This window comes from Halorientalis sp., from assembly GCF_028275115.1.
Lineage (GTDB): Archaea > Halobacteriota > Halobacteria > Halobacteriales > Haloarculaceae > Halorientalis.
Window position 1 is genome coordinate 39,634 of record NZ_JAQCNH010000019.1, and the last position, 23,180, is coordinate 62,813.

The following is a 23,180-nucleotide window of genomic DNA, read 5'->3' on the forward strand; positions in this document are numbered from 1 at the left end:
GCGAGCACAGCAACCGCGAGCGCGCCGTCGGCGCGCTCACGGCTTTTTCGCCCACGTTTTTCGATGAGCGGCCGCCGGAGGCGACCCGAGGAAAACGGTGGTTAGTCGTCAGCCTGGCCCGTTGCCCGTTCGCCGGCCTCGGCGCTCGGAGTCGCAGCCTCGGGCGGTTCGGTCCGCACGTCGGCCTCGTCGTCCTCTTCGATAATTTCCGCGTAGGCGTCGGGTAGGACCTTCACGAAGTTGTTCAACTCGTCCTCCCAGTTCTCGAGGATGTACTGACCCCGGTCCGAACTGGTGTACGCGACGTGGTTCTCGAGCAGTCGGCGGAGCATCGAGCGGTCCCGCTCGTCCAGGGTCTCGGACGTCGAGACCATCCCGCGATTCACCTTCTGCGGGAAGTCGCCCTCCCGGTCGAGGACGTAGGCGACTCCGCCCGACATGCCGGCTGCGAAGTTCTTGCCCGTGTCGCCAAGCACCGCGACCGCACCGCCGGTCATGTACTCACAGCCGTGGTCGCCGACCGACTCGACGACGGCTTTCACGCCGGAGTTTCGGACCGCGAACCGTTCGCCGGCCTGACCGTTGACGTAGAGCTCGCCCTGGGTCGCCCCGTAGAGGGCGACGTTGCCGATCAGGGTGTTCTCCTCTGGTTCGTACGGCGCCTCTGCGGGTGTGTTGATGACCATCTTTCCGCCGGAGAGACCTTTGCCGACGTAGTCGTTGGCGGTGCCGGTCAGCTCGAACGTGACACCGTCCTGGAGGAAGGCACCGAAGCTCTGTCCGGCCACACCCTCGAAGTCGACGCGGATGGTGTCGCTGGGGAGGCCGGGTGCGCCGTGTTCCTGTGAGATACGGTTCGAGAGCGTCGCGCCGACCGCGCGGTCGACGTTGTCGATGTCCATCGACAGGCTGACCGGGTCGCCCGTCTCGATCGTGTCGCCGATCTCCTCGAGAATGTCCCAGCCGAGTTGTTCGTCGACTTCGTGTGTCTGCTCGCGAGTCTTGTAGCGGTCGTCGTCGCCCGCGGGTTCGGCGAGGATAGACGAGAGGTCGAGCTTCCTGGCCTTGGGATGCTCGACGTCGTCACGCTGCTGGAGCACGTCCACACGACCGATCATCTCGTTGACCGTCTCGAAGCCGAGCTCGGCCATAATCTCGCGTAGTTCCTGTGCGACGAAGGTCATGTAGTTGATGACGTTCTCCGGCGTGCCAGGGAACCGAGCGCGCAACTTCTCGTTCTGGGTGGCTACGCCGACCGGGCAGGTGTTCTCGTGGCACTGCCGGGCCATCACACAGCCGGAGGTGACCATCGAGGCGGTCCCGAAGGCGTACCCCTCCGCGCCGAACAGAGCGGCGACGGCCACGTCGCGGCCGGTTTTCATTCCGCCGTCGGTCGAGACCTTGATTCGCGAACGAAGACCCGTCGCCCGGAGCATCTGGTTGGCCTCCGCCACGCCCAGTTCCCAGGGCAGACCCGCGCTCTTGATCGAGGTCTTCGGCGACGCACCCGTCCCGCCGTCGTGACCGGAAATGTGGACTTTGTCGGCGTTGGCTTTTGCCACACCTGCGGCGATTGTACCGATGCCGTCCTCGGCAACCAGTTTGACGTTGACGTCGGCGTCGGGGTTGGCCGCCTTGAGGTCGTGGATCAACTGCTTGAGGTCCTCGATGGAGTAGATGTCGTGCAGCGGCGGCGGCGAGATGAGACCGACGCCCGGTGTGGCGTACCGGACGTGGGCGATCATCTCGTTGACCTTTTTGCCAGGCAGGTGACCACCCTCACCCGGCTTCGACCCCTGTGCCATCTTGATCTGAATCTCCTCGGCGGCCGAGAGGTAGTCGCTGGTGACCCCGAAGCGGCCGGACGCGACCTGTTTGGTCGTACACTCCTTCTCGGTGCCGAAGCGCTCTGGCGGTTCACCGCCCTCGCCGGTGTTGGCGTTGGCCCCCAACCGGTTCATTGCGATGGCGTTGTTCTCGTGCATCTCCGGCGACAGCGAACCGAGGCTCATCGCGGCCGTCTCGAAGCGCTCGACGATGTCTCCGATGGGCTCAACATCTTCGACCGGGATAGACTCACGCTCCTCCTCGAACTCGAGCAGTCCCCGGAGAGTCTGGAGCTTCCGTGTCTGGTCGTTGATTTTCTCGGCGAACTCCCTGTACTTCTCGTAGTCGCCCTGACGAACGGCCTGCTGGAGTGTGCCGACCGTCTCGGGGTTCCACTGGTGATGGATGCCGCCCGTCCGGTGCTCGAACTCGCCCTGGCGTTCGATTTCGGGGTCGTCGCCGAAGGCCACGCCGTAGCGGGCCTGCAGATCGTTTTCGATGTCCTCTATCTCTATACCATCGGTACGGCAGGTCGTCCCCGTGAAATACTCGGCGACGAAGTCCGAGTCGAGACCGACGGCCTCGAAAATCTGGGCGCCCTGGTAGCTCTCGACCGTGGCGATGCCCATCTTGGCCATCGTCTTGAGGAGACCGTCCTCGACGGCCCCGATGTAGGCTTCGATTGCGGCGTCGAGGTTCGCACCGTCCGGGCCGGCCACGAGGTCTTCGATGGTCTGGTAGGCCAGGTACGGGTTAACCGCGCCAGCACCGTAGCCGATCAGCGTCGCGAAGTGGTGCACGGTCCTGGGGTCGCCCGATTCGACGACGAGCCCGACGTGGTTGCGCAGGCCGTTACGGACGAGATGATGATGAACGCCACCCACGGCAAGCAGACTCGGAATCGGGACGGCGTCCTCGCCGGCACTCCGGTCGGAGAGGACGAGGATGTCGTACTCGGTCGCAGCCTCGTCGGCCTCCGCCCGAACCCCCTCGACGGCCTCACGGAGATCCGTCTCTTCGGGGTCGTATGTGATGTCGACCACCGCCGTCGACAGCCCGTTCTCGTCGGTCTCACCAGAGCTCGCAGAGCTCTGATTTGCAGGGGCATCGTCAGATGACCCCAGCTTCTTGATAGCTGCCGTCTCCTCGTCCGTGAGGACGGGTGAGTCGACGACGAGCTGGCGGGCGTGGTCCTGGCTCTCGTCTAGCAGGTTCTGCTGGTGGCCCAGTCGGGACTCAAGCGAGGTTACGAGTTCCTCTCGAATGTAGTCGAGCGGCGGGTTCGTAACCTGGGCGAACAGCTGTTTGAAGTAGCTGAACAGCGGCCGGTTGTGGTCGGTGAGGACCGATAGCGGCGTGTCGTCGCCCATCGAACCCACCGGGTCCTTCCCCTTCTCGGCCATCGGCTGAATGAGGTGGTCGACCTCGTCGTACGTGTAGCCGTACAATGCCTGGTAAGCACGCAGCGCGTCGACTCCGTCTCGGGGGTCGGTCTCGTGGTCGGCCACGTCGTCGATGTGGACCTGTTCCTGTTCGACCCATTCGGCGTACTTCTCGTCGGTGAGCCGGTCGAACACTTCGTCGTCGGGAATGACCCGACCCTCGTTGGGGTCGGCGAGGAACAACTGGCCCGGCTGGAGGCGACCGCGCTCCCTGATCTCCGCGGGGTCGTGGTCCAGCGCGCCGGCCTCGCTGGACATTACGAGGCGGCCGTCCTGGAGGATGTCGTAGCGACAGGGACGCAGGCCGTTTCGGTCCAGCACCGCGCCGATTCGTTCGCCGTCGGTTGCGGCGACCAGCGCCGGCCCGTCCCAGGGCTCGACCAGCGAGGCGTGGTAGTCGTACCAGTCCCGTCGCTTCTCGGAGATCATGTTGGCCTCGCCGCGCCAGGCCTCCGGAATGAGCATTCGGAGGGCGTGGGGAAGGTCACGGCCCCCCTCCATGAGCAGTTCCAGGCCGTTGTCGACGCTGGCCGTGTCTGACTGCTCGGGGTCGTCGATGATCGGCATGAGTTTCTCCATCTCCTCGTCGGAGTAGTGGTCGGCGAAGCCTTCCGCGGAGAGGTCCGTTTCGCGGGCGCGCATCCAGTTGATGTTCCCCTGGATGGTGTTGAACTCGCCGTTGTGGATGACGTTGCGGTAGGGGTGTGCGAGGTGCCACGCGCCGAGCGTGTTCGTCGAGAACCGCGCGTGAACCATCGCGAACGTCGAAGCCATCCGCTCGTCGGTGAGATCGGGGTAGTAGTCCGGGAGTTGTTCCGCGAGCAGGAGACCCTTGTAGACGACCGTGTCCTGATCGAGAGAGACGACGTAGAAGCGATCGTGACCCGCCGGTTGCTCGTCTTCGACCGTGTTCTCCACGACCCGTCGCCCGACGTAGAGACGCTTGTCGAACTCCTCGTCGTCCACCGCTCCGTCGGGGCGAACGAACGCCTGCTCGACGCGCGGCTCGGACTCGACCGCCGTCGAGCCGAGCGTCTCGTTGTCCGTCGGGACGGTGCGCCAGTGGAACACTTCCAGCCCCGCAGACGCGAGTTCCGACTCGAACAGGTCTTTCAGTCCAGCGGCAGTTTCGTCGTCCCGTGGGAGAAAGAGCGACCCGACCGCGTACTCACCCCGAGGCGGGAGTTCGGCGTCGACCTCGGCGTCGAAGAACTCGTGGGGCATCTGGAGCAAGATTCCGGCACCGTCGCCGGTGTCTTCCTCCGCGCCCGTCGTTCCGCGGTGTTCGAGGTTCGCGAGCAGTTCCAAACCGTCGGCGACGACATCGTTATCTCGACCCCCGTCAAGGTCCATCACGATGCCAACGCCACAGTTAGACCGTGCGTCAGTGGGATCCGCGAGCCCGACCTCGCTCGCAGACTCATCAGTAGTCCGTTGCCCAACCATACACACTAGTAAGACTGACCAGTTAAGAGACTGTCCCTCAAGGGCTAAGGGTCTGTTAAACGCAAATAAGGGCATATAAACACGTTCATTACGACGCTGCCGGAACATGACAGAGAGGAAGAATAGAGGACGGCTGCCTCTGACCGCTGGAACCTGCCCCCGACCGGCGGACGTTTTGGACTCGGCCGCGTGGGAGTACCGGTCAGAGCGTCGGGTTGCCACGCGTCGGGGACGAGATCGGCTGGTTGTTCTCCGGGGCTCAGTAGCTTTTCGCGAAGTATGCGGTTTCTGTGGCCGACTCGCCACAGATCGCACACTCGTCGCCGATGGGCTCCTCGTCGGGGTCCATCGGGACCATGACGATCTCGGCGGCGATGGCGTTCTTGATTGGCTCCTCGCAGTCCTCGTCGCTACACCACGGCGCCTTGACGTAGCCACCGTGCTGGCCGATGGTACCCAAGATCTCCTCGCGGCTGTGTGCTTCGCGAACGTTCGTCTCGAGGTTCTGTTCGGCGTCGGCTTTCAGCTTGGCGAACACGGTGTCGAGGTGGCTGTCGACGGCGCCTGCGAGTCCGTCGCGGTCGACGGTCTCGGTCTCGCCGTCGGGGCGGTGGACCAGCGTGACCTCCTCGTCGTCGACCTCGTCGGGGCCGACCTCGATCCGAAGTGGGACCCCTTTGAGCTCCCACTCGTTGAATTTGAACCCGGGATTGCGCTCGTCGCGGCCGTCGAAGTGAACGCGGAACCGGTCCGAGAGCGCTGTCTCCAGTTCCTCTGCGTATCGCAGTACGTCGTCTTTCGTGTCCTCCTGCCAGATGGGAACGATTACGACCTGTTCGGGTGCCAGGGCGGGTGGGAGGACGAGTCCCTGGTCGTCGGAGTGAGTCATTACCAGCGCGCCCAGCGAGCGCCAAGACAGCCCCCAGGAGGTAGTGTGTGCGGTCTGTTCGTCTTCGCTCTCGTCGACGTAGGTCACGTCGTAGGCCTCGGCGAAGGAAGTCCCGAGATAGTGTGACGTCGCGCCCTGTACGGACTTGCCGTCGGGCATCAGTGCCTCGACGGTAGTCGTGGTGTCGGCACCCGGGAACTTGTCGTGGTCCGGCTTGCGACCGCGCAGCACCGGGATGGCGAGCACGTCCTCGTACAGATTCTCGTACTGGTCAAGACGGGTCATCGCCTCGTCCCGGGCCTCGTCGCCGTCCTCGTGGGCGGTGTGACCCTCCTGCCAGAGGAACTCCTTGGTGCGGAAGAAGGGCTTGGTCTCTGTGGCCTCCCAGCGGACGACCGAACACCACTGGTTGACCCGATGGGGGAGGTCGCGGTGGCTCCGGGTCCACTGAGCGAGAAAGGGCGTAATGATCGATTCGCTCGTCGGGCGCACGGCCAGGCGCTCCTCGAGTTCGTCGTAGCCACCGTGAGTGACCCACGCCACTTCGGGGTCGAACCCCTCCACGATGTCCTTTTCTCTCTCGAGGTAGGATTCCGGAATGAACATCGGAAAGTACGCGTTGGTGACACCCGTGTCTTTGAACCACGCGTCGAGATGGTTCTGGAGGCGCTCCCAAAGCGCGTAGCCACGCGGACGCGTCACGATGAACCCGCCCATCGGGGCGTAGTCAGCGAGTTTGGCTTTCTGAATCACTTCTGCGTACCACTCGCCCGTCGCGTGTTCTTTGCTCTCGGTGATGCCGAGTTCCTGCGAATCGCTCATATACCGTAGTCCGACACGAGAGTAATAAACCCGCCGTGTCCGGTGGAGTTACCGCCGGAGTATATCGCGGCCACGCCGCGAAAATAAATAACCAGCCTGCGCTCAAATGTGATTATGCGTCGCGATGCTATCCCCGTTCCGCCCCACCCCGACGAGGACCGTCTTGAAACACTGTCGAACTACACCCGTCGGTTCATCTTCCACTACCTCCGAGAGTACAGCAACGCCACGCGGGCCGAATTGACCTGCGGCTTCGTCGAGTCCGACCCGGAGACCGGTATCGTCGCCGCCGCGGACCATCCTGATTGGGTCGACCAGTGCCTCGACGTGACCTTTCGGGCCGAGGCTGCAGTCCCGGGCGACTGTCCTCAGTCACCCGTGGATCCGAACCGCGTTGGCACCACCATCCGGGCGGTAGCTAATATAAATGCCCATCTATATCCGGCGAAGCTTACAGGACCCGAGAGTGTCTGCAAATACGTAGCCCGATGGTTGAGGGGGCCATCGGGGAACGACCCGTGGTACGCAATCGGTTCCCTCGCGACGGTACCTGGGGGGGTACAGTGGGAACCACTGGGGTGTGGCCCAGAGGGTGGCACCAACTCGCGCTCGCCGTTCTATGGTTTCCGACCTGTTTCCGAGCGCCCGCCGTGGCCGGTCGATCACTCGCTCTCGAACGGACTCCGGCTCTCTGTCCACTCCCAACCAGGCAGGCGCGTCTGGAACCCCGCGGCCAGTGCAGCGTCGAGGTCGTCCGCGCCGGCCGGGTCGCCGGCGTCGCCGTGGGTCAGCACGTCCGCGTAATGGAACGTCGCCTCACCCAGCAACCGGAGTGGCTGGGTCCCTGCGACCATGCCAGCCAGTTCCCGACCGAGCAACTCGTCGACGACGAATCCCGGGTAGTCCCCGTCGACATCGAGGTCCCGCAGCAAACGGGTCAGCGCGGCGACGTTGACCGCCAAGTCGCCGTTGGCGAACACCTCGTCGACGGCTGCGTGGTACTGGCCAAGCGTTACTGTGCCCACTTCGGTCCCGAACTGGTCGCATAAGTCGGCCCGGACGGTGTCGATCAACGCGACGACGGTCGGTGCGCGGTTGCGAACCCACTCGTGTTCGTCGGCGACGACGGACTGAGAGACGTTCATACACACCTCTCGTCTCGAAATACCTACTGTTTTGCGAAGGCTTTTATAATGGAGGGGCAATAAAGCCGCATACAGGCCGGTTTTCCGGACCCATCCTGCAACGAGGCGTTCGGACCGCATATAGCGGATCACAAAGACACTATGACCCTTACAGGAGATAGCCTGTATCCCGCCGTCTGGGGGCCGGTGGAGAACCTCCCCACCATCCGCCAGCGACGCACCGCTGGGATGCAGGACCGCTTTTCGGCCATTTTCGAGCTATGAGTACGGTAGAAAATCAGTTAGACGAGTTGAAAGCAGAGATCGTCAGCGAAGTCCCCGACGACATTTCCATTTCGGACGTCCAGTACGAGGGGCCCGAGTTGGTCGTGTACACACGCGACCCGAAGAAGTTCGCACAGAACGGCGATCTCATCCGGCAACTGGCGAGCCAGTTGCGTAAACGCATCACCGTCCGGCCGGACCCGGACGTGCTCTCGGTGCCGGACACGGCCCGCGAGCAGATCATGGACGTGACGCCCGAGGAGGCCGGTATCACCGATCTGGACTTCCACGCCGACACCGGTGAAGTCGTCGTCGAAGCCGAGAAACCCGGCATGGTGATCGGCCGTCACGGATCGACGTTACGGGAGATCACACAGCTGGTCGGCTGGACCCCCGAGGTCGTTCGGACACCGCCTATCGAGTCCTCGACGGTCTCGAACGTTCGAAACTTCCTCAAACAGGAACGTGACGAACGCCGAGACATCCTCGAACGGATCGGCCGACAGATCCACCGCGAGGAGATGTCCGACGACGAGTGGGTGCGTATCACCACCCTCGGGTGCTGCCGGGAGGTCGGGCGCGCCTCGTTCATCCTCTCGACGCCGGAGACCAGAATCCTGGTCGACTGCGGCGACAAGCCCGGTGCCGAGGACGAAGTGCCATACCTGCAGGTCCCCGAGGCGCTGGGGTCAGGCGCGAACTCGCTTGATGCAGTCGTCTTGACTCACGCCCACCTCGACCACTCGGCGCTCATCCCGCTCCTGTTCAAATACGGCTACGACGGCCCGATCTACTGCACGGAACCCACCCGTGACCTGATGGGACTGCTCACGCTGGACTATCTCGACGTAGCAGCCAAGGAGGGCCGCGCGCCGCCGTACGAGTCTGAGATGGTTCGCGAGGCGATCAAACACTGCATCCCCCTCGAGTACGGCGACGTGACCGACATCTCGCCGGATATCAAGCTCACGCTCCACAACGCGGGCCACATCCTCGGTTCCTCCATCTCTCACTTCCACGTCGGCGACGGACTGTACAACGTCGCCTTCTCCGGCGATATCCACTACGAGGACACACGCCTGTTCAATGGCGCAGTCAACGAGTTCCCTCGGGTCGAGACCCTCGTCCTCGAGTCCACATACGGTGGGCGCAACGACTACCAGACCGACCAGGAAGACTCCGAGCGCAGACTCAAAGACGTCATCCAGGAGACCCACGACGAAGGCGGGAAGATTCTGATCCCCGCGTTCGCGGTGGGCCGCTCTCAGGAGATGATGCTCGTCATCGAGGAGGCGATGCGTAGCGGCGACGTTCCGGAGATGCCGGTTCACCTCGACGGGATGATCTGGGAGGCGACGGCTATCCACACCACCTATCCGGAGTATCTGCGCGACGACCTGCGCGACCGGATCTTCCACGACGACGAGAACCCGTTTCTGGCCGACCAGTTCAACCACATCGACGGCGGCGAGGAAGAGCGTCAGGAGGTCGCCGACGGCGACCCCGCCATCATCCTCTCGACTTCGGGGATGGTCACTGGCGGCCCGATCATGTCCTGGCTCGAACACCTCGGGCCGGACCCGGACACGACGCTGACGTTCGTCGGGTACCAGGCACAGGGGACGCTCGGCCGCCGCATCCAGAAGGGCCAGGACAAGGTCCCGCTGGGCAACAGTCGCGGTCGCGGGCGGTCGGACTCGCTGACGCTGAACTGCGACGTCGAGACCGTCGACGGGTTCTCCGGCCACGCCGACCGACAGGGCCTCGAGAACTTCGTGAAGACGATGAACCCACGTCCGGAAAAAGTACTCTGTGTCCACGGCGACGAACAGTCCACACAGGACCTGTCCTCGGCGCTGTACCACGAATTCAACATGCGGACGTTCGCGCCGAAGAACCTGGAGACGTTCCGGTTTCTCTGATCGGAGCCAGACCGTCGTCCAAGTCGGCTTCGAGCACGAGAGTGCGAAACGACTCGTCTGACTCGACACACGTCGCGGACGTCGCCCGCCTCGCAAACGACGGTCTCACCGGCCACCGGTGTCTCTCAGTGCTATCGATTACCAACCGGCCGCCAGTTGCTACGCGTCGAGCCGCCGGCCATACCGGCCGTAGATTTATACCCCGAACCCCGACCAGCCCCGACCGTGACCTGACCGCGGCCGCGGAGCGGACTTGGCGAGTGTGCGACACGCCGCTCCGTCGGACACCCCCCGTGTCGCCTGCTCGCTCACCCCCCGGCTCTCCGGGATGACGGTCACAGCGGGGTCACCCGCTCAGGGTCCGCGCGCTGCTCCCTCGATTATCTGCCTGGCGCGTCCAACCAGTGCCGGAACCGCGTCGCCCATCGCCGCGAACGCCGGCCGGTCCGACTCGCCTCGCAGGTGCCGGAGATAATAACCCTCGCAGACGGCGGCCTGTTCGTACACCGCGAGCGCGCGGTAGAACTGGCTGTTCGTGAACGTCCGGCCGGTCTCGCGCTCGTAACGGTCCACGAGTGCCGACCGCGCCGGGAACCCCTCGCGCGTCGTGAACCCTGGCACCGCGGCCGTGGGGAGGGCCGCGCGTTCTGTCTCGTCCTCGAACCAGAACGCCGTCAACCGGCCGAGGTCGACCAGCGGATCACCGGCACCTGCCCGCTCCCAGTCCAACACACCGACGAGCTCGGGCGGCGTCGAGCGGCTGAACGTCACGTTCGCCAGCGTATAGTCCCCGTGGACGAGCGTTCGGTCGACCGACGCCGGGATATTCGTGGCGAGCCAGCCGGCCACCGCGTCGGCGTCCGGAACCTCGCGGTCCGTTTCGGCGCGGTATCGGTCGAACCGGCCGCGCCAGGCTTCGAGTCGGGCCGAGAGGTCTGAATGGCCGAGGTCGGCCAGTTCGACGTCTGTCGGGTCGACAGCGTGAATCGCCGCGAGCGTGTCGACGAGTTCCTCGGCCACCGTCTCTCGATGGCTCGGCGCCGCGTACTCGACGGGTTCGCCGTGGCGGAGTACGTCCCCCGACAGCCGTTGCTGGACGGTGAACGTTGCGCCAGCGACGGCTTCGTCTTCGCAGGCTAGCACCGGCCGTGGCGTCGGGAGGTCGGTCCAGTCCAGCGCCGACAACACCTGGTACTCCCGGCCCACGTCGTGGCTCGCCGTCGCCGTCCCCGAGAGTGGCGGTCGGCGGAGGACGAATTGCCGCGGCCCCCAGCCGAGAAACAGCGTCTCGTTGCCCAGTCCAGCGTCGTGGTGGCTAAGTGACCACGTCTCGGCCCGGCCGAGGCGCTCCGCGACCCGGCTGTAGACCCCCTCCGTGTCGAGATAGCGGCTCGCACCGCCGGTCGTCTCAGTCATCGGCCACCCCGGCCTCGGCGGGGTCGGTTGCGTCGCCGCTCGCCGGGTCGACGCCGACCCGCTCGCAGATGTCCGCCATCGGACAGGCCTCGGGGTCGTCGAGACAGTCGGGCCTCCGGGCCGAACAGTACTCGCGTCCGAACTGAATCATGGCGGTGTGGCCGAAACCGCACTTTCCGCCGGGTACGTCCCGTTCTAGATGTTCCCGGACGCCCTCGTGGTCGGCCTCGGGCGGCGCGAGTCCGATCCGGCGGGCGATGCGGTGGACGTGTGTGTCGACGGGGAAGACGCCGTCACGGCCGCCCGCGAACAGCAACACACAGTCCGCGGTTTTCGGGCCGACGCCGGTCACGTCCAGCAGCGTGTCTCGTACCGCCTCGGGGCCGTCTTCGCGGACGAACGCGTTGAACCCCGCTTCGCCGCCGTACTCCGTGACGACCCGAGCGGCGACGTTGACGATCCGCTCCGACTTCTGGTTGTAGAGTCCAGCCGAACTGATCGTCTCGGCGAGTGTGGGCTGGTCGGCGTTCGCGAGGGCCACCGCGAGGTCATCCTCTGCTCGCGGTTCGCTTTGCTCACCGCCCGCGCTATTCGAGCCACGTTGTTCCTCTCGCGCCCTATACCGGTCCATCAGGGCGTCGTAGGCCGGCTGGCTGGCCACGTCGCTGGTGTTCTGGCTCAGTATCGTGCGGACGAGGCACTCGAACGCGTCCCGGCCGCCGTACGATTTCTGCCAGTACAGGTCGCCGAGGCGGTCGACGACGGCTTCGGCGCGGGTCGCGGGCGTGTCGGCGTCGAAGGTGTCGGTGTAGCCACCGCCCGCGGTCCCACCGCTGATATTCTCGGCCGGTTCGGGGTCGTCGGACATACTGCGTCTAGCGACCCAGCCTCAAAAGGCCCACCGGATCCTCAGAAACGGACGCCGACACCAGGGGGGATGTTCTTTCCGTGGTACAGTCGGACGGCCATTACGAACCCGAGAAAGAATGTGACCTGGTACACCGGCCCGGGTATCGTCCCGATCCCACCCCACCGCCGGCCAGTGCGAAACTCGGAATCCTCCCCACCAGCGACCCCACGTACACCAGCGGACTACCCCTGAGCAACGCGTCTCTGCTCGCTTGAGTCATCGCTGCCCAGACGACCCTAATAAAGAGGCCGGCACGGTACGCTGGTCAACGGGCCAGTGAACGAGTCGACGGCGTCGACCCGTCCACCCTGGATCGCGATACTGAGTACAGCGTGAACTACCCCACCCTGCTCGCGCTGACGCGCTCGCTGAGGGTGGGTTTTCCTGCTTCCACGACGCGCTTTGCAGGAACCGGCGTGGTTCCCGTAGGGAGCGCAGTCTCCACAGGCGTACCTTCGGAGTGACCCACTCCTAGTGTCTCGACGGGAGCGTTCCGTGGGACAGCGCACGCTTCTTGTCGCGTTCTAACGCTGTCCGTGACTGGGAACTTCGCAAGGAACGAGCCGTTCGACGTGGAACGACCAGTGAGTCGAAGTTCACAGGTCGGAACGCCCATCTTACACTCTGACTGAGCGTTCTCGGATAAAAATGCTTGCGTGGGCCTGTGGGCCAGCAACAGGAAGGTGCAAAAAGACGATGACGGCGTGGACGAATCGCTCCGCGATTCGTTCGCACACCAGAAATCGCCGATTTCTGGGGACGCTGTATCCCCGCCCCACTGCGCCCCTTGTCCGCTTGCACGGACTGCGGTGCTTGTTGAGGACGGGGGCTTAGCGCCTGCATTCAGCTAAATAACCGTCCCGACGAGGACGACGGCCGCCGCTGCGAAGACGATTTTGACGAGTCGCTCCGCTTCGAACGGCAGTCCCTGCTGTTGTCGTGACATGCGTTCGCCTCCGGTCGATGTGTTAAAACCGATTCACTCTCGAGCAGGACTGTCCGATTGTGGTTCTCACTCGACGGTCAGTGTCACCGTCAGGTCCGCGCCGTCGGTCAGTGCCGCGACGAGGTCACGGTCGAGGCCGCCGGCGGCCTTGTCGGCGTCGAGCACAATCGTGCGGTCGTCGACGTAGTCGCTCGTGCGGCCAACGGCGCTGCGTTCGTTCTCGAAGACGAGGCTGGGATGGCCACGACCGCTGACGGTCTCGGTGTAGCCATCCGCCGCCAGCGTGACGGTGATCGTCGCGTCGGCCGATTGGCAGGCAGCGACGAACTCGGCGTCGAAATCGGCGGGGACGCGGTCGGCTCCGACCCCCAGGATACAGTCGCCAGCCGGGGTGAGGTGGTCGTCGCTCGTGACCTCGAAGGTGCTCGCGTGCTCGGCCGAGACGTTCTCGTGACCGCGTGCGTGTATGACCTCTTCCATGCTCCGGCGTATCCACCCGGTCCACTTCAGCGGGTCGTTTCACCGTGCGACAGTGATCGTGACGGCTCCACAAGGACACTCGTCGGCGCGGCGCTCGCCGGCCTCGGTCCAGTAGGTGATTCGGCGCGACTCCGCGCGGAACTCCCGGTCGCAACCACCGCATGTACAGGACAGCTCTTCGGTCATGTCAGTGTGGACGACTTCGAAACGAGCCCTCTGCGGAGTGGAAGTGAACGTAGTCGGCTGGCTCTCCTTCGAGGCCCGATCATCGCGTAAAGGATATAGCACAGGCGGCCGCCCGAACACGTACATGCTGGGCGAGTGGACCGGGACGTCGGTCGAGCCGGGGGCGGGCAAACCCGAACCGGACGTGTGGACGCCGGTGGAGATACCGGGCCGTCCACAGGTATTTTCCGACGCCGAGGCCGCTGCGTACCGTTCCGTCTTCGACGACCCTCGGTCGGGAGACGAGGACCGCGCCGTCATCGAACTCCACGGGCTGTTCGCCCACGCCCGCATCTGGCTCAACGGCGACCTCGTCGGCGAACACGGCGCGTACTTCAAACCCTTCCGCCACTCGTTCGAACCCGAAGACCGGAACGAGGTGGTCGTCGAGTGCCGCCCGCCCGAGGGCCGCTTCGGTGGCGTCCACGACACCGACCGCGTCCCGGAGAGCGACCGAATTCCCGGAATCTGGTGGAGCGCGACCGTCGAGACACACCCTAGCACGTACATCTACGACCTGGACCTCCACCCACGGCTGGTCGACGGTGAGGCACAGATCGACGTTCGGGCGGTCGTCGAGACGGACACCGCCCTCGACGACCGCCTGACGTTCTCTCTCCGACCGGAAGGGGAGTTTCAGAGCCGGGGCATGATGGACCGGGCGGCCGTCGTAGCGGACGCCGGCGAGCAGGCCGTCGTTGAGCACACTATCGACGTGCGCGACCCGTCGCTGTGGTGGCCTCGTGGACACGGCTCACAGCACCAGTACGACGTCCGGGCGAAGATCGGCGACGCGACCCGCTCGGCCGTGACCGGCCTCTGTTCCGTGGACCGCGATACCGAAGGCCTGCTCGTCAACGGGGAACGTATTCCGGGTCGGGGCGTTACACTCCTCTCGGCGACTCCAGACGATATCGACCGGGCGGTCAGAGTGAACGCGACGTTCGTCCGCATGCACGCCCACGCGCCTGACCCAGCCGTCTACGAGGCCTGCAACGAGGCCGGCCTGCTGGTCTGGCAGGACCTCCCACTGACCGGTCCCGGTGCGTTCGACGTCGACCGCGGCCGGACCCTCGCGAGTGGGCTCGACCGAACGTACGGCCGTCACCCGTCGCTTTTCGCCTACAGCGTTCACGACGACCCACTCGACATCTTTCCAAACCCGATGGGCTCGGGGACCGTCGACCGATTGCGCACGCGCTGGCGGACCTGGCGCGCCAGCTACGACCGCGGGCCGGCGGAGTCGGTCGCCGAGGGGTTCCCCGACGACCGCCTCGTCTTCCCGGTGGTGGGCACACTCGGCAGCGGGGCCGATGCGCCGACGCTGTATCCGGGTTGGGACTACGGCCAGGCCGACGACGTGGCCTGGCTACTCGATACGTTCGAGGTCGGTGGCGTTGTCGGCGAGTTCGGGGCCGGTGCGTTCGGCGCCGTCGTGCCAGACGACGAACCGGCGTTCGACCGGTCGAAACACGACGCCCACGTCGACGGCGGAACCGACGCCTCACAGGCGTACCAGGCCCGCGTTCTCAAGCGCGTCGCGGAGGCACTCCGGCGGCGCGACACGCCGCTGTTCGCCGCACATACCCTCCGGGACGTAGCGCCCGCCGGAATGGGCACCGTCGAACGCGACGGTGACCCGAAGACCGGATACGAGGCGCTTCGGCGGGCCTACGAACCTGTCCAGGCCACGCTTTCTGCCCCGACTCCCGGCGAGTCGACACTGCTAACGGTCGTCAACGACGGGCCGGAACACGTCTCGGGGACGGTCGAGTGGTCGGCCGGCGACGACGGTGGCGAGGTTGACGTCGGCGTCGGTGCCCGCGACACCGCGACGCCGGACTCGATCCGGATACCGGCCGACGCCGAGTCGGCGACGTTGTTGCTGTCGCTCCCGGACCGGGTCGTCGAAAACAGCTACCGACTCGGCAACTGACCCCGTGCCTGTGGGTGACTGTACCGTGGCCCCGTCGGGCGTTTGGTAGCTGTTTTCAGGGGTCCCGACGACCGGAATATTTAAATTGCCTTCACCGGTATAACGAGTTACCAGAACGCCTCCAGCGTTCCGGCAGTATCGCGCGATGCCCGTAGAATGACAGGGAATCCTACTTATCAGGTACTGACTGCCACTATGCAGTCCCGACTGTCGCGTGCTGGAGCGGTAATGGCATAGAGGTGTAAACTATGGCAGAGTCAATAGACGAATCCGAAAATATTGAAGTAACAGACGACGACATCGAAAACAAATCCAAAGGTGAACTGATCAAACTCGCCGGTCAGCTCCGCGACCGACGGAACGATCTGAACCAGCTCGCCTCCGAACGTGCGTCCGAGCGGGACGACCTCAACGCGAAGACCCGCGAGAAGGTCGACGAGGCCCAAGAACACCGCGAGCAGCGCGACGACCTCAACTCTCAGGTACAGGAGCACAAGGAAAAGCGCAACCAGCTCAACGCCGAGGCCAACGAGTTGTTCGACCAGGTCGAGGATATGAAGTCCGACCTCGAACTCGACGAGGGCAGTTCCATCGACCAGCTCAAAGAGGAGATCGAGGACCTGGAGTTCAAACAGCAGACGGAGGTTCTCAACCCGGAAGAAGAGCGGGAACTCATCGAGAAAATCGAAGACAAACGCGAGAAACTCCAGGAGAAACAAGAGAAGCTCGACCAGACCGGTGACGTCGAGGAGCTCAAGAGCGAAGCCGAAGAAATCCGCTCGGAAGCCTCCCAGCACCACCAGAAGGTCACGGAACTCGCCGACGAGGCTCAGAAACATCACAACGAGATGATCGAGGCCTACCGCGAGGCCGACGAGATCCGCGACGAAGCCGACGAGATGCACGAGAAGTTCGTGGAGGCCCAGGAGGCCGCAGACCAGCACCACGAGGACTTCGTGCGCGTCCAGAAGCGCCTGCGCGAACTCGACAAGAAAGAAGAAGAGGAGGAACGCAGCAAGCGCGAAGAAGAGCAGGAAGCGGCGCGCGAGGAGGCCGAGGAGATCTACCAGAAGTTCAAAGAAGGCGAGACCCTCGACACCGAAGACCTGATGAAGCTTCAGAAGACGGGGCTGCTCTAAGCCAGCACGACGACATCAGATTCTCTCTCTTCGAGCCGGCTAGCCACTGCCGTGCCTGCCCCGACGCCCGGAACCGACCGGCGGTCCTCGAGCGAGCAGATTTTTACCGCGCAGTCCCGAACCGCGGATATGTCTGGACAGCGGCTGCAGGCGCTGGGCCGCGGCGTCGTCGCGCTCGTCTGTATGGTCGGAATCGTCGCACTCGCGTGGGTCGCACTGGTCGTGTATCCGCAGGACCTGACGACACTAGTCGGGGTCGTGCTGGTCGCGTCACTCCTCCCGCTGGCCGTCCGGGTGGGCGGGTCCGTCGCCGGCGCTCTCCTGCCGGGGTACAACGTCGCGGAGGTCGCCGTCGAAGGACCGATCACGCGGTCGACGGGTGGGAGTGTCCTCTCCAGTCCGACCGGGGCCGATGCCGACGCCATCGTCGAGCAGATCGAGCGGGCCGACAGCGGGGCGGCCCAGGCCCTGCTCCTGAAACTCAATACGCCTGGCGGCGAGATCGTCCCGAGCGAGGACATCCGGTTGGCCGCCGAACAGTTCGACGGCCCGACAGTCGCGTACGCCACGGACGTGTGCGCGAGCGGGGGGTACGACATCGCCAGTGGCTGTGACGAACTGTGGGCACGACGCGGGAGTATCGTCGGCTCCATCGGTGTCGTCGGGTCGCGAGTCAACGTCAGTGACCTGGCCGACGAACTCGGGGTGAGCTACGAGCAGTTCACCGCCGGCGAGTACAAGGACGCGGGTGTCCCGCTGAAAGACATCTCGGACGACGACCGCGAGTACCTCCAGGGGATCGTCGACGACTACTACGACGACTTCGTCGACACCGTCGCCGAGGGGCGGGACATGGACCCCGATCGGGTCCGCGAGACGGAAGCTCGGATCTACCTCGGTGGAGAAGCCAACGATATCGGGCTGGTCGACACGATCGGGACGCGCGAGGACGTGGAGGACAGACTGGCGGAGCAACTCGGCAACCCGGTCAGCGTCCGGACGTTCACGCCGTCACTGGGTCTGCGTGAACGCGTCGGGGGCGGGGCGGCGTCGGTCGCGTACGCGTTCGGGGCTGGGGTCGCCAGCGTGTTCGACGACGCCGACGGGTTCGATTTCAGGCTCTGAATCGGCCTGCAATGTTTTTTATTCGTTGGCGCACCAACAATCGATTGTGACCACGTTGGTGGCGTGCATCGACCGCACGGGGACCATCGGAGCGGAGCCACCGGTCGTGGGTTGGGAGGCTGTCCAGTCGCTCGTGACCGATTTCGGCGTTACCGACCCCGAGGACAGCCGCGTTAACTGCGTGCTGGAGGCGTTGCGGGTCACGCGTGACATGCGTGACGACGGCGAGGACGTGGTCGTTGCAGTTCTCTCGGCGTCCGGCGACTCCGTCTCGGCCGACCGAGCGGTCGCGACGCAGACCGACCAGCTTACCGACGAGCACGCCCTCGAATCCGCGGTCGTCGTCGTCGACAGCGCCGAAGACGAGCGACTGGTGCCCATCGTCGAGAGTCGCGTGCGCGTGGACGCGGTCGACCGCGTCGTCGTCCGTCAGGCCCGCGATATCGAGTCCACCTACTACCTGCTCAAGCAGTTCCTGGCCGACGAGGAACTGCGGAAGACGGTGCTGGTACCGGTCGGCGTCGCTTTGCTCGCGTTCCCGGCGCTGATGACGCTCGCGGACAGCCCGGCCGTCGCGGCCGGTGCCATCGCCGCTGTCATCGGTGTCTTCTTTCTGTACAAGGGACTTGGCGTCGACTCCGTGCTGGCCTCCCTTCCCGGGCAGATTCAGAACGCACTCTACTCCGGGCAGGTATCGCTCGTCACTTATGTCGTGGCCGTCGGACTGGCGCTCATCGGTGTCTTTGCGGGGGTCATCGGCGTGTCCGCTACCGCCAACGAGGCACCGTTCATCCTCGCGATGCGGTTCGCTTTCGACGCGATTCCGTGGCTGACGGCGGCGGCCTTCGCCGGTTCGACCGGCCGCCTGCTCGACGAGATTATCCGCGACGACCGGGTACGGAGCGCGTACGTCAACCTGCCGTTCGGTGCGGTTGCAGTCGGCCTCGTCGTCCGGGGCTTTTCAGCGTTCTTCCTCGAGACTGCGGGCGTGTTCCCGTCGTTCCAGATGCCCGCGATGGACTTCGGCGCCGTCTCGGTCCAGGGGCTGACCCTCGAACCCCGGATCCGCCTGTTGCTGTTCATTCTCGCTGGCATCTTCGTCTCCCTCGTCGGCGTGCGCTTCTCGTCGTATTTCAACCAGGCTGACATCGAAGAGGAACTCGCCGAACAGCAGTGACCGCCGACCGGGGTCGGGACCGGTGTGGATTTACGCAACCGCCGACAACACGGAAACATGGCAGACGACGGCGCGTGGGTCAGTCTCTTCTCGGGCGGCAAAGACTCTTCGTGGGCACTGTATCAGGCGCTCGAACAGGGTCTGTCGGTCGAGCGGCTCGTCACCGTCCATCCCGAGGGTGATTCGTACATGTACCACGTCCCGGCGACAGACCTCGCGGCACTGGCCGCCGAGAGCGTCGGCACGCCCCTCGTCGACGTGGAACCCGACGATTTCAATGCGGCCGAAGCGACTGACGCGGGTGAACAGGGTGACACGGAACTGGAACCGCTGGAGGCCGCGCTCCGGGAACTCGACGCCGACCTTCCCGGTGGAATCGCCGGTCTGACCGCCGGCGCGGTCGAGAGCGAGTACCAGACCAGCCGTATCGAGGCGATGGCCGACCGGCTCGACGCCGACCTCTTCGCCCCGCTCTGGCAGGAAGACCCCAGTGAGCTCGCCGATGCGATGCTGGCTGCGGGCTTCGAGATCCGGATCATTCAGGTCGCGGCCTACGGACTGGACGAGTCCTGGCTCGGCCGGACGCTCGACGACGAGGCCCTTTCGGCCCTCGAAACGCTCAACGACGAGTACGGTGTCCACGTCCTCGGCGAAGGCGGGGAGTTCGAGACGCTGGTCACCGACGGCCCGCACATGGACCGTTCGATTCGACTCGACTACGACACGGTGTGGGAGGGGTCGCGGGGGTATATCGACGTCGAAGACGCCTGGTTGGACCGAGCCGAGTAATTCGGTTCGTACTCCTGTGCCCACTCCAGTAGCGGCGCCAGTCGTTCGCCCGACTCTGCCCCGTTTTCGTAGGAGTGGGACACTCCGAACCACCTGTGACGGGACGTCGCCTGCGGAGTCTGGAATCCCTGTGCCCACGTCGGGGATAAACTCCGACACAGAAACAGGAAGCCCTGTCCCCACAAGCGAGGGGCGGGGAGCCCCGAACGCGGCAGGGCAGGGGAGTTCAGTTCGTACTCGACGCGAGGCGGGATCTCGCCGTACCGCTCGCGCCGGAGCAACCTGATGGCCTCCAGTTCGTCCAGTCGCGTCGACAGCGTCGACGTGCTGACGTCGGGCAGGTGCGCCTCGGTCTCCACGAACCGGACCTGCCAGCGGGCCTCGACGGGCCACACCGGACCCATCACGTACTTCCGGCCGAGCAGATCCATCACCCCCGATAGCAGGCAGTGACACCCGTTGTTCTTCGGAGCACAGGCCATCTCTGTGGTGAGTTCGTCTCCTCGCAGTCGGTCCTATACTTTGATCCTCACAGCTCGACAACTTCGATTTCAACGGTATAGCTGGAGACAATCGACGAGTTCAGGTTCGGACTCGATACGGATGTACGGTTTGTTCTGTCCCTACACCGACGCGTTCGCCGATCGGGAGGCCTACGAGGCCTGGGCCGCCGAGACCGACGCGGCAACGACGGCCATCCGGCTGGAGCACGGTGTCGCACTGGCCGGCGAACTGGGCCAGCGGACGGTCCGACCCGGCGAGTAACGAGTCGGGGCGTCAGTCGCCGTTCGTGATCTGGGTATGTGCGCCGATCAGCGCGCTCGCGAGGTCCAGGTTCTCGACGTGAGTCTCCTTATCGATGATGGAGTCTCGGATCTCGCAGTCCTCGATGGTGGCGTCGGAGAAGACGACGGCGGACTCGACGGTCGAGTCGACGACACTGGCACCCGGGAGCACGTGGACGTTGTCGCCGATGTCCGAGTTCTCTACGGTCGCGCTCTCCGCGACGAGCTGTCCGTCGTCGAGTTCCCAGGCGACGGCTTCGAGGTAGCTCTCGGGGGTGCCGATGTCGTACCAGGCGTCGTCGAAGGCGAAGGCGTAGGTGTCCTCGTGGGACTGGAGCCACTGGATGAACCAGCCCGGTTCGTCCGGGTTGTTGTCGCCGTCGAGATACTCTCCGAAACGGATGCTCTCGGCAGGGAACGCGTAACAGGCGATCGACACCAGTGTGCTGTTGGGGTTGTCGGGTTTCTCCTGGAAATCGACGACCCGTTCACCCTCGAGTTCGACCAGGCCGTAGGACTTTGCCTTCTCGAAAGTGCCCACGTCGTAGGCGGCCAGCGTCGGCGCGCCTTTCGCCTCGAAGTAATCGAGGAAGTTCGAGGTATCGAAGCCAATCAGGTTGTCGCCGGCGACGACGAGCAGGTCGTCGTCGACGTTCTCGCGCTCGACCAGCTGGGCCAGCGCACCCACGACACCGAACTTCTCGTCTTCCTCGGTCGTGTCCTCGATGGAGAGGCAGGGCTTCTCGTATCCCTGCGCTTCGATGTGAGCCTCGAACTCCCGTGCGAACCGCTCGTTCGTACTCACGTAAACGTCCTCGATGCGGTCGTCAGTCTCTAGCTCTGTGAGGATACGGTCGATGACGGTCGTCTCCCCCACCGGAAGGAGCATCTTCGGTCTGTGTTTCGTGACCGGCCATAGACGCGTCGCGTAGCCACCAGCGAGAACCACTGCTTCCATATCCGGAGCGTCAGCCCACTGGAGTAAGTTCTTTTTGGACCGTACACGTCCGGAGGCGCGTCCTGTCCAGTCGATTGCGTCGTCCAGAAGAGGTATGTCAATCCAAATCGAACGTCGGCCATGCGTGAGGCGAAGACGGACAAGACGACCCGCCAGCGCGTGACCGAGCGACTCCGGACAGAGGCGATGCCCGCTGCGGCCATCGCTCGAGAGTTCGACATCAAGGCGAGCGCGGCGATTAGCCACGTCGAACACATCGCCCAGTCACTCGAACACACAGCAGAGCAACTGCTCGTCGCACCACCGACCTGTCGTGACTGCGGGTTCGACGACTTCGACGACCTCCTGAACCGGCCCGGCCGCTGTCCGGAGTGCAAAAGCGAGAGCGTCGAGGAGCCCGCGTTCCGGATCGAGTAGGAACTCCCACTCCCGACGGAACTGTGCGGCGACAGCGCCGAGCGTCGAGACCTGGCACGGCGGTCGAAAGTAGCAAACTATAGGTTCTTCAACTGGGATGACGGGAACGTGCGCGGAACAGTGGGTGCCGTCCTGCGGACGGCACTAGTCGGGCTGGGGGTCGCGGTCCTGCTGGCCGGCATCGTGACGCTTGCGTTTCCGCAACTGTTGACCGGACTCCCCGACGGTGGTCAGCATGACCCTCAGGTTCCGAGCCAGCGCGGCGGCACACCCGGCTGGGACACGGGCTCGCTGGTGATGTCTGTCGTGTGTGTCGTCGGCGGGCTGACGGTCGCCGCTGCGGGGCTCGCGGTCCCCGGGCGGTCGTCTCGATTGCTCCTTCGCGAACAGTCGTTTACGCGGACCCAGCGGACTTCGGTTCTGTTAGGAGCGTCTCTCTCAATCGGCCTGCCGTCACTGCTCGCAGCCGGGTTCGACTTCGGCAACTCGCTGCTCGCCCTGCTCGGGTCGGTCCTGTTCTCGTTCGTCGGTGCCCTAATGGTCCTGGTCGGGACCGCCCGCGGCCTCCAGATGAGCCAGCGCCGACCGCCGGATCAGAACTCGTAGTTGGAGTTCGAGGAGAGGTCGACGTCGTCCTGCTCGCCCGGGCCGACACCGACGAGGGCGTAGTCCTCGTCGGTCAGGTAGACGCCGCCGTCGGTCGCCTCGACCTCGACGGCTTGGAGGTACGCTCCTTCACAGGGGCCGTGCGTACACATGCCGGTGTCCTTCTCGAAGTACGCGCCGTGGTTGGCACAGATTACCTCGCCGTCACGCATCGGCGCTCCCGACCCCTTGTCGAGTTTGATGTGCGTGAAATGCTGGCAGTAGTTGAGCCAGCAGGCCAGTTCGCCGGGGCTGTCCGTGTTAGCGTCCTCGTCGTCGATGACGCGGACGATGATCGCCTCCTTCTCCTCGTCGGTGTCGTGGTCCCGGACCCGGAACAGGAACGTAGAGTCCGTCGGTACGTCGTCGACGGTCGCAATCCGACTGTCCTCGTCCATGTCAGAGTATCGGTCTTCGTGGGCTTCAACGCCTCGGTTCGAAATCGAAACGAGTCCGACCCGCTAGCTTAACGAAG

General features: G+C 64.7%; 19 protein-coding genes and 1 pseudogene. 9 read left to right on the forward strand and 11 right to left on the reverse strand.

Annotated elements, in window-relative coordinates:
• Positions 1–101: 101 nt before the first annotated feature.
• The 3 genes from gltB to Q0964_RS02315 form a co-directional block, all read right to left on the reverse strand.
• Positions 102–4,715, reverse strand: a complete 4,614-nt coding sequence (gltB, locus tag Q0964_RS02305; protein WP_299263028.1) for a glutamate synthase large subunit — start codon at positions 4,713–4,715, stop codon at positions 102–104.
• Between the two features lie 259 nt (positions 4,716–4,974).
• A complete protein-coding gene (gene proS / locus Q0964_RS02310; protein WP_299263030.1) occupies positions 4,975–6,426 on the reverse strand; it encodes a proline--tRNA ligase in 1,452 nt (483 codons plus the stop codon).
• 662 nt (positions 6,427–7,088) lie between these two features.
• A complete protein-coding gene (locus tag Q0964_RS02315; protein WP_299263032.1) occupies positions 7,089–7,571 on the reverse strand; it encodes a DUF7984 family protein in 483 nt (160 codons plus the stop codon).
• Between the two features lie 260 nt (positions 7,572–7,831).
• Here Q0964_RS02315 and Q0964_RS02320 point away from each other — a divergent pair, with 260 nt between their 5' ends.
• Complete coding sequence (locus Q0964_RS02320; protein WP_299263034.1) at positions 7,832–9,757, forward strand: beta-CASP ribonuclease aCPSF1; 1,926 nt, start codon at positions 7,832–7,834, stop codon at positions 9,755–9,757.
• Positions 9,758–10,111: 354 nt separating this feature from the next.
• Here Q0964_RS02320 and Q0964_RS02325 read toward each other — a convergent pair whose 3' ends face one another.
• From Q0964_RS02325 to Q0964_RS02345, 5 genes and pseudogenes are all read right to left on the reverse strand, one after another.
• Positions 10,112–11,173: a phosphotransferase family protein gene (locus Q0964_RS02325; protein ID WP_299263036.1), complete on the reverse strand. Its 1,062-nt coding sequence runs from the start codon at positions 11,171–11,173 to the stop codon at positions 10,112–10,114.
• Positions 11,166–12,041 carry an endonuclease III domain-containing protein gene (locus Q0964_RS02330; protein WP_299263038.1) on the reverse strand — a complete coding sequence of 292 codons (876 nt, stop codon included), beginning with the start codon at positions 12,039–12,041 and terminating at the stop codon, positions 11,166–11,168. The genes Q0964_RS02325 and Q0964_RS02330 overlap by 8 nt, the downstream gene beginning before the upstream one ends.
• A 379-nt stretch (positions 12,042–12,420) precedes the next feature.
• Positions 12,421–12,567 (reverse strand): annotated as a pseudogene (locus tag Q0964_RS02335) (RNA-guided endonuclease TnpB family protein); the annotation flags it as partial.
• Positions 12,568–13,095: 528 nt separating this feature from the next.
• Positions 13,096–13,509, reverse strand: coding sequence for a DUF371 domain-containing protein (locus Q0964_RS02340; RefSeq protein WP_299263040.1), 414 nt, complete (start codon positions 13,507–13,509; stop codon positions 13,096–13,098).
• Positions 13,510–13,548: 39 nt separating this feature from the next.
• Positions 13,549–13,695: a hypothetical protein gene (locus Q0964_RS02345; RefSeq protein ID WP_299263041.1), complete on the reverse strand. Its 147-nt coding sequence runs from the start codon at positions 13,693–13,695 to the stop codon at positions 13,549–13,551.
• Positions 13,696–13,819: 124 nt separating this feature from the next.
• Between Q0964_RS02345 and Q0964_RS02350 the strand changes: the two genes are divergently transcribed.
• From Q0964_RS02350 to Q0964_RS02370, 5 genes are all read left to right on the forward strand, one after another.
• Positions 13,820–15,670 (forward strand): glycoside hydrolase family 2 protein, encoded by a 1,851-nt coding sequence (locus Q0964_RS02350; protein WP_299263044.1) that lies wholly within the window; start codon positions 13,820–13,822, stop codon positions 15,668–15,670.
• A gap of 248 nt (positions 15,671–15,918) precedes the next feature.
• Positions 15,919–16,809 (forward strand): coiled-coil protein, encoded by an 891-nt coding sequence (locus Q0964_RS02355; protein ID WP_299263046.1) that lies wholly within the window; start codon positions 15,919–15,921, stop codon positions 16,807–16,809.
• Positions 16,810–16,938: 129 nt separating this feature from the next.
• Complete coding sequence (sppA, locus tag Q0964_RS02360; protein ID WP_299263047.1) at positions 16,939–17,934, forward strand: signal peptide peptidase SppA; 996 nt, start codon at positions 16,939–16,941, stop codon at positions 17,932–17,934.
• 46 nt (positions 17,935–17,980) lie between these two features.
• Positions 17,981–19,111 carry a DUF373 family protein gene (locus Q0964_RS02365; RefSeq protein WP_299263049.1) on the forward strand — a complete coding sequence of 377 codons (1,131 nt, stop codon included), beginning with the start codon at positions 17,981–17,983 and terminating at the stop codon, positions 19,109–19,111.
• Between the two features lie 57 nt (positions 19,112–19,168).
• The gene (locus Q0964_RS02370; RefSeq protein WP_299263051.1) at positions 19,169–19,900 is read left to right on the forward strand and encodes a diphthine--ammonia ligase; all 732 of its coding nucleotides are present in this window, start codon (positions 19,169–19,171) and stop codon (positions 19,898–19,900) included.
• Here Q0964_RS02370 and Q0964_RS02375 read toward each other — a convergent pair.
• Entirely contained in the window at positions 19,828–20,382 is a 555-nt protein-coding gene (locus Q0964_RS02375; protein ID WP_299263053.1) for a winged helix-turn-helix transcriptional regulator, read from the reverse strand. The genes Q0964_RS02370 and Q0964_RS02375 overlap by 73 nt on opposite strands.
• Positions 20,383–20,503: 121 nt before the next feature.
• On the opposite strand from Q0964_RS02375, the gene Q0964_RS18280 reads away from it, so the two are divergent.
• Positions 20,504–20,665: a hypothetical protein gene (locus Q0964_RS18280; protein ID WP_349254420.1), complete on the forward strand. Its 162-nt coding sequence runs from the start codon at positions 20,504–20,506 to the stop codon at positions 20,663–20,665.
• Positions 20,666–20,677: 12 nt separating this feature from the next.
• Here the strand turns inward: Q0964_RS18280 and Q0964_RS02385 are convergent, their stop codons facing one another.
• On the reverse strand, positions 20,678–21,643 hold the full coding sequence (locus tag Q0964_RS02385; RefSeq protein WP_299263056.1) for a nucleotidyltransferase family protein: 966 nt from the start codon (positions 21,641–21,643) through the stop codon (positions 20,678–20,680).
• Positions 21,644–21,763: 120 nt separating this feature from the next.
• Between Q0964_RS02385 and Q0964_RS02390 the strand changes: the two genes are divergently transcribed.
• Together Q0964_RS02390 and Q0964_RS02395 are read left to right on the forward strand one after the other, a co-directional pair.
• Complete coding sequence (locus Q0964_RS02390) at positions 21,764–22,060, forward strand: transcriptional regulator (RefSeq protein ID WP_299263058.1); 297 nt, start codon at positions 21,764–21,766, stop codon at positions 22,058–22,060.
• Positions 22,061–22,168: 108 nt separating this feature from the next.
• Positions 22,169–22,666, forward strand: coding sequence for a hypothetical protein (locus tag Q0964_RS02395; RefSeq protein ID WP_299263060.1), 498 nt, complete (start codon positions 22,169–22,171; stop codon positions 22,664–22,666).
• Here Q0964_RS02395 and Q0964_RS02400 read toward each other — a convergent pair.
• A complete protein-coding gene (locus tag Q0964_RS02400) occupies positions 22,654–23,103 on the reverse strand; it encodes a Rieske (2Fe-2S) protein (protein ID WP_299263062.1) in 450 nt (149 codons plus the stop codon). The genes Q0964_RS02395 and Q0964_RS02400 overlap by 13 nt on opposite strands.
• Between the last annotated feature and the right edge of the window lie 77 nt (positions 23,104–23,180).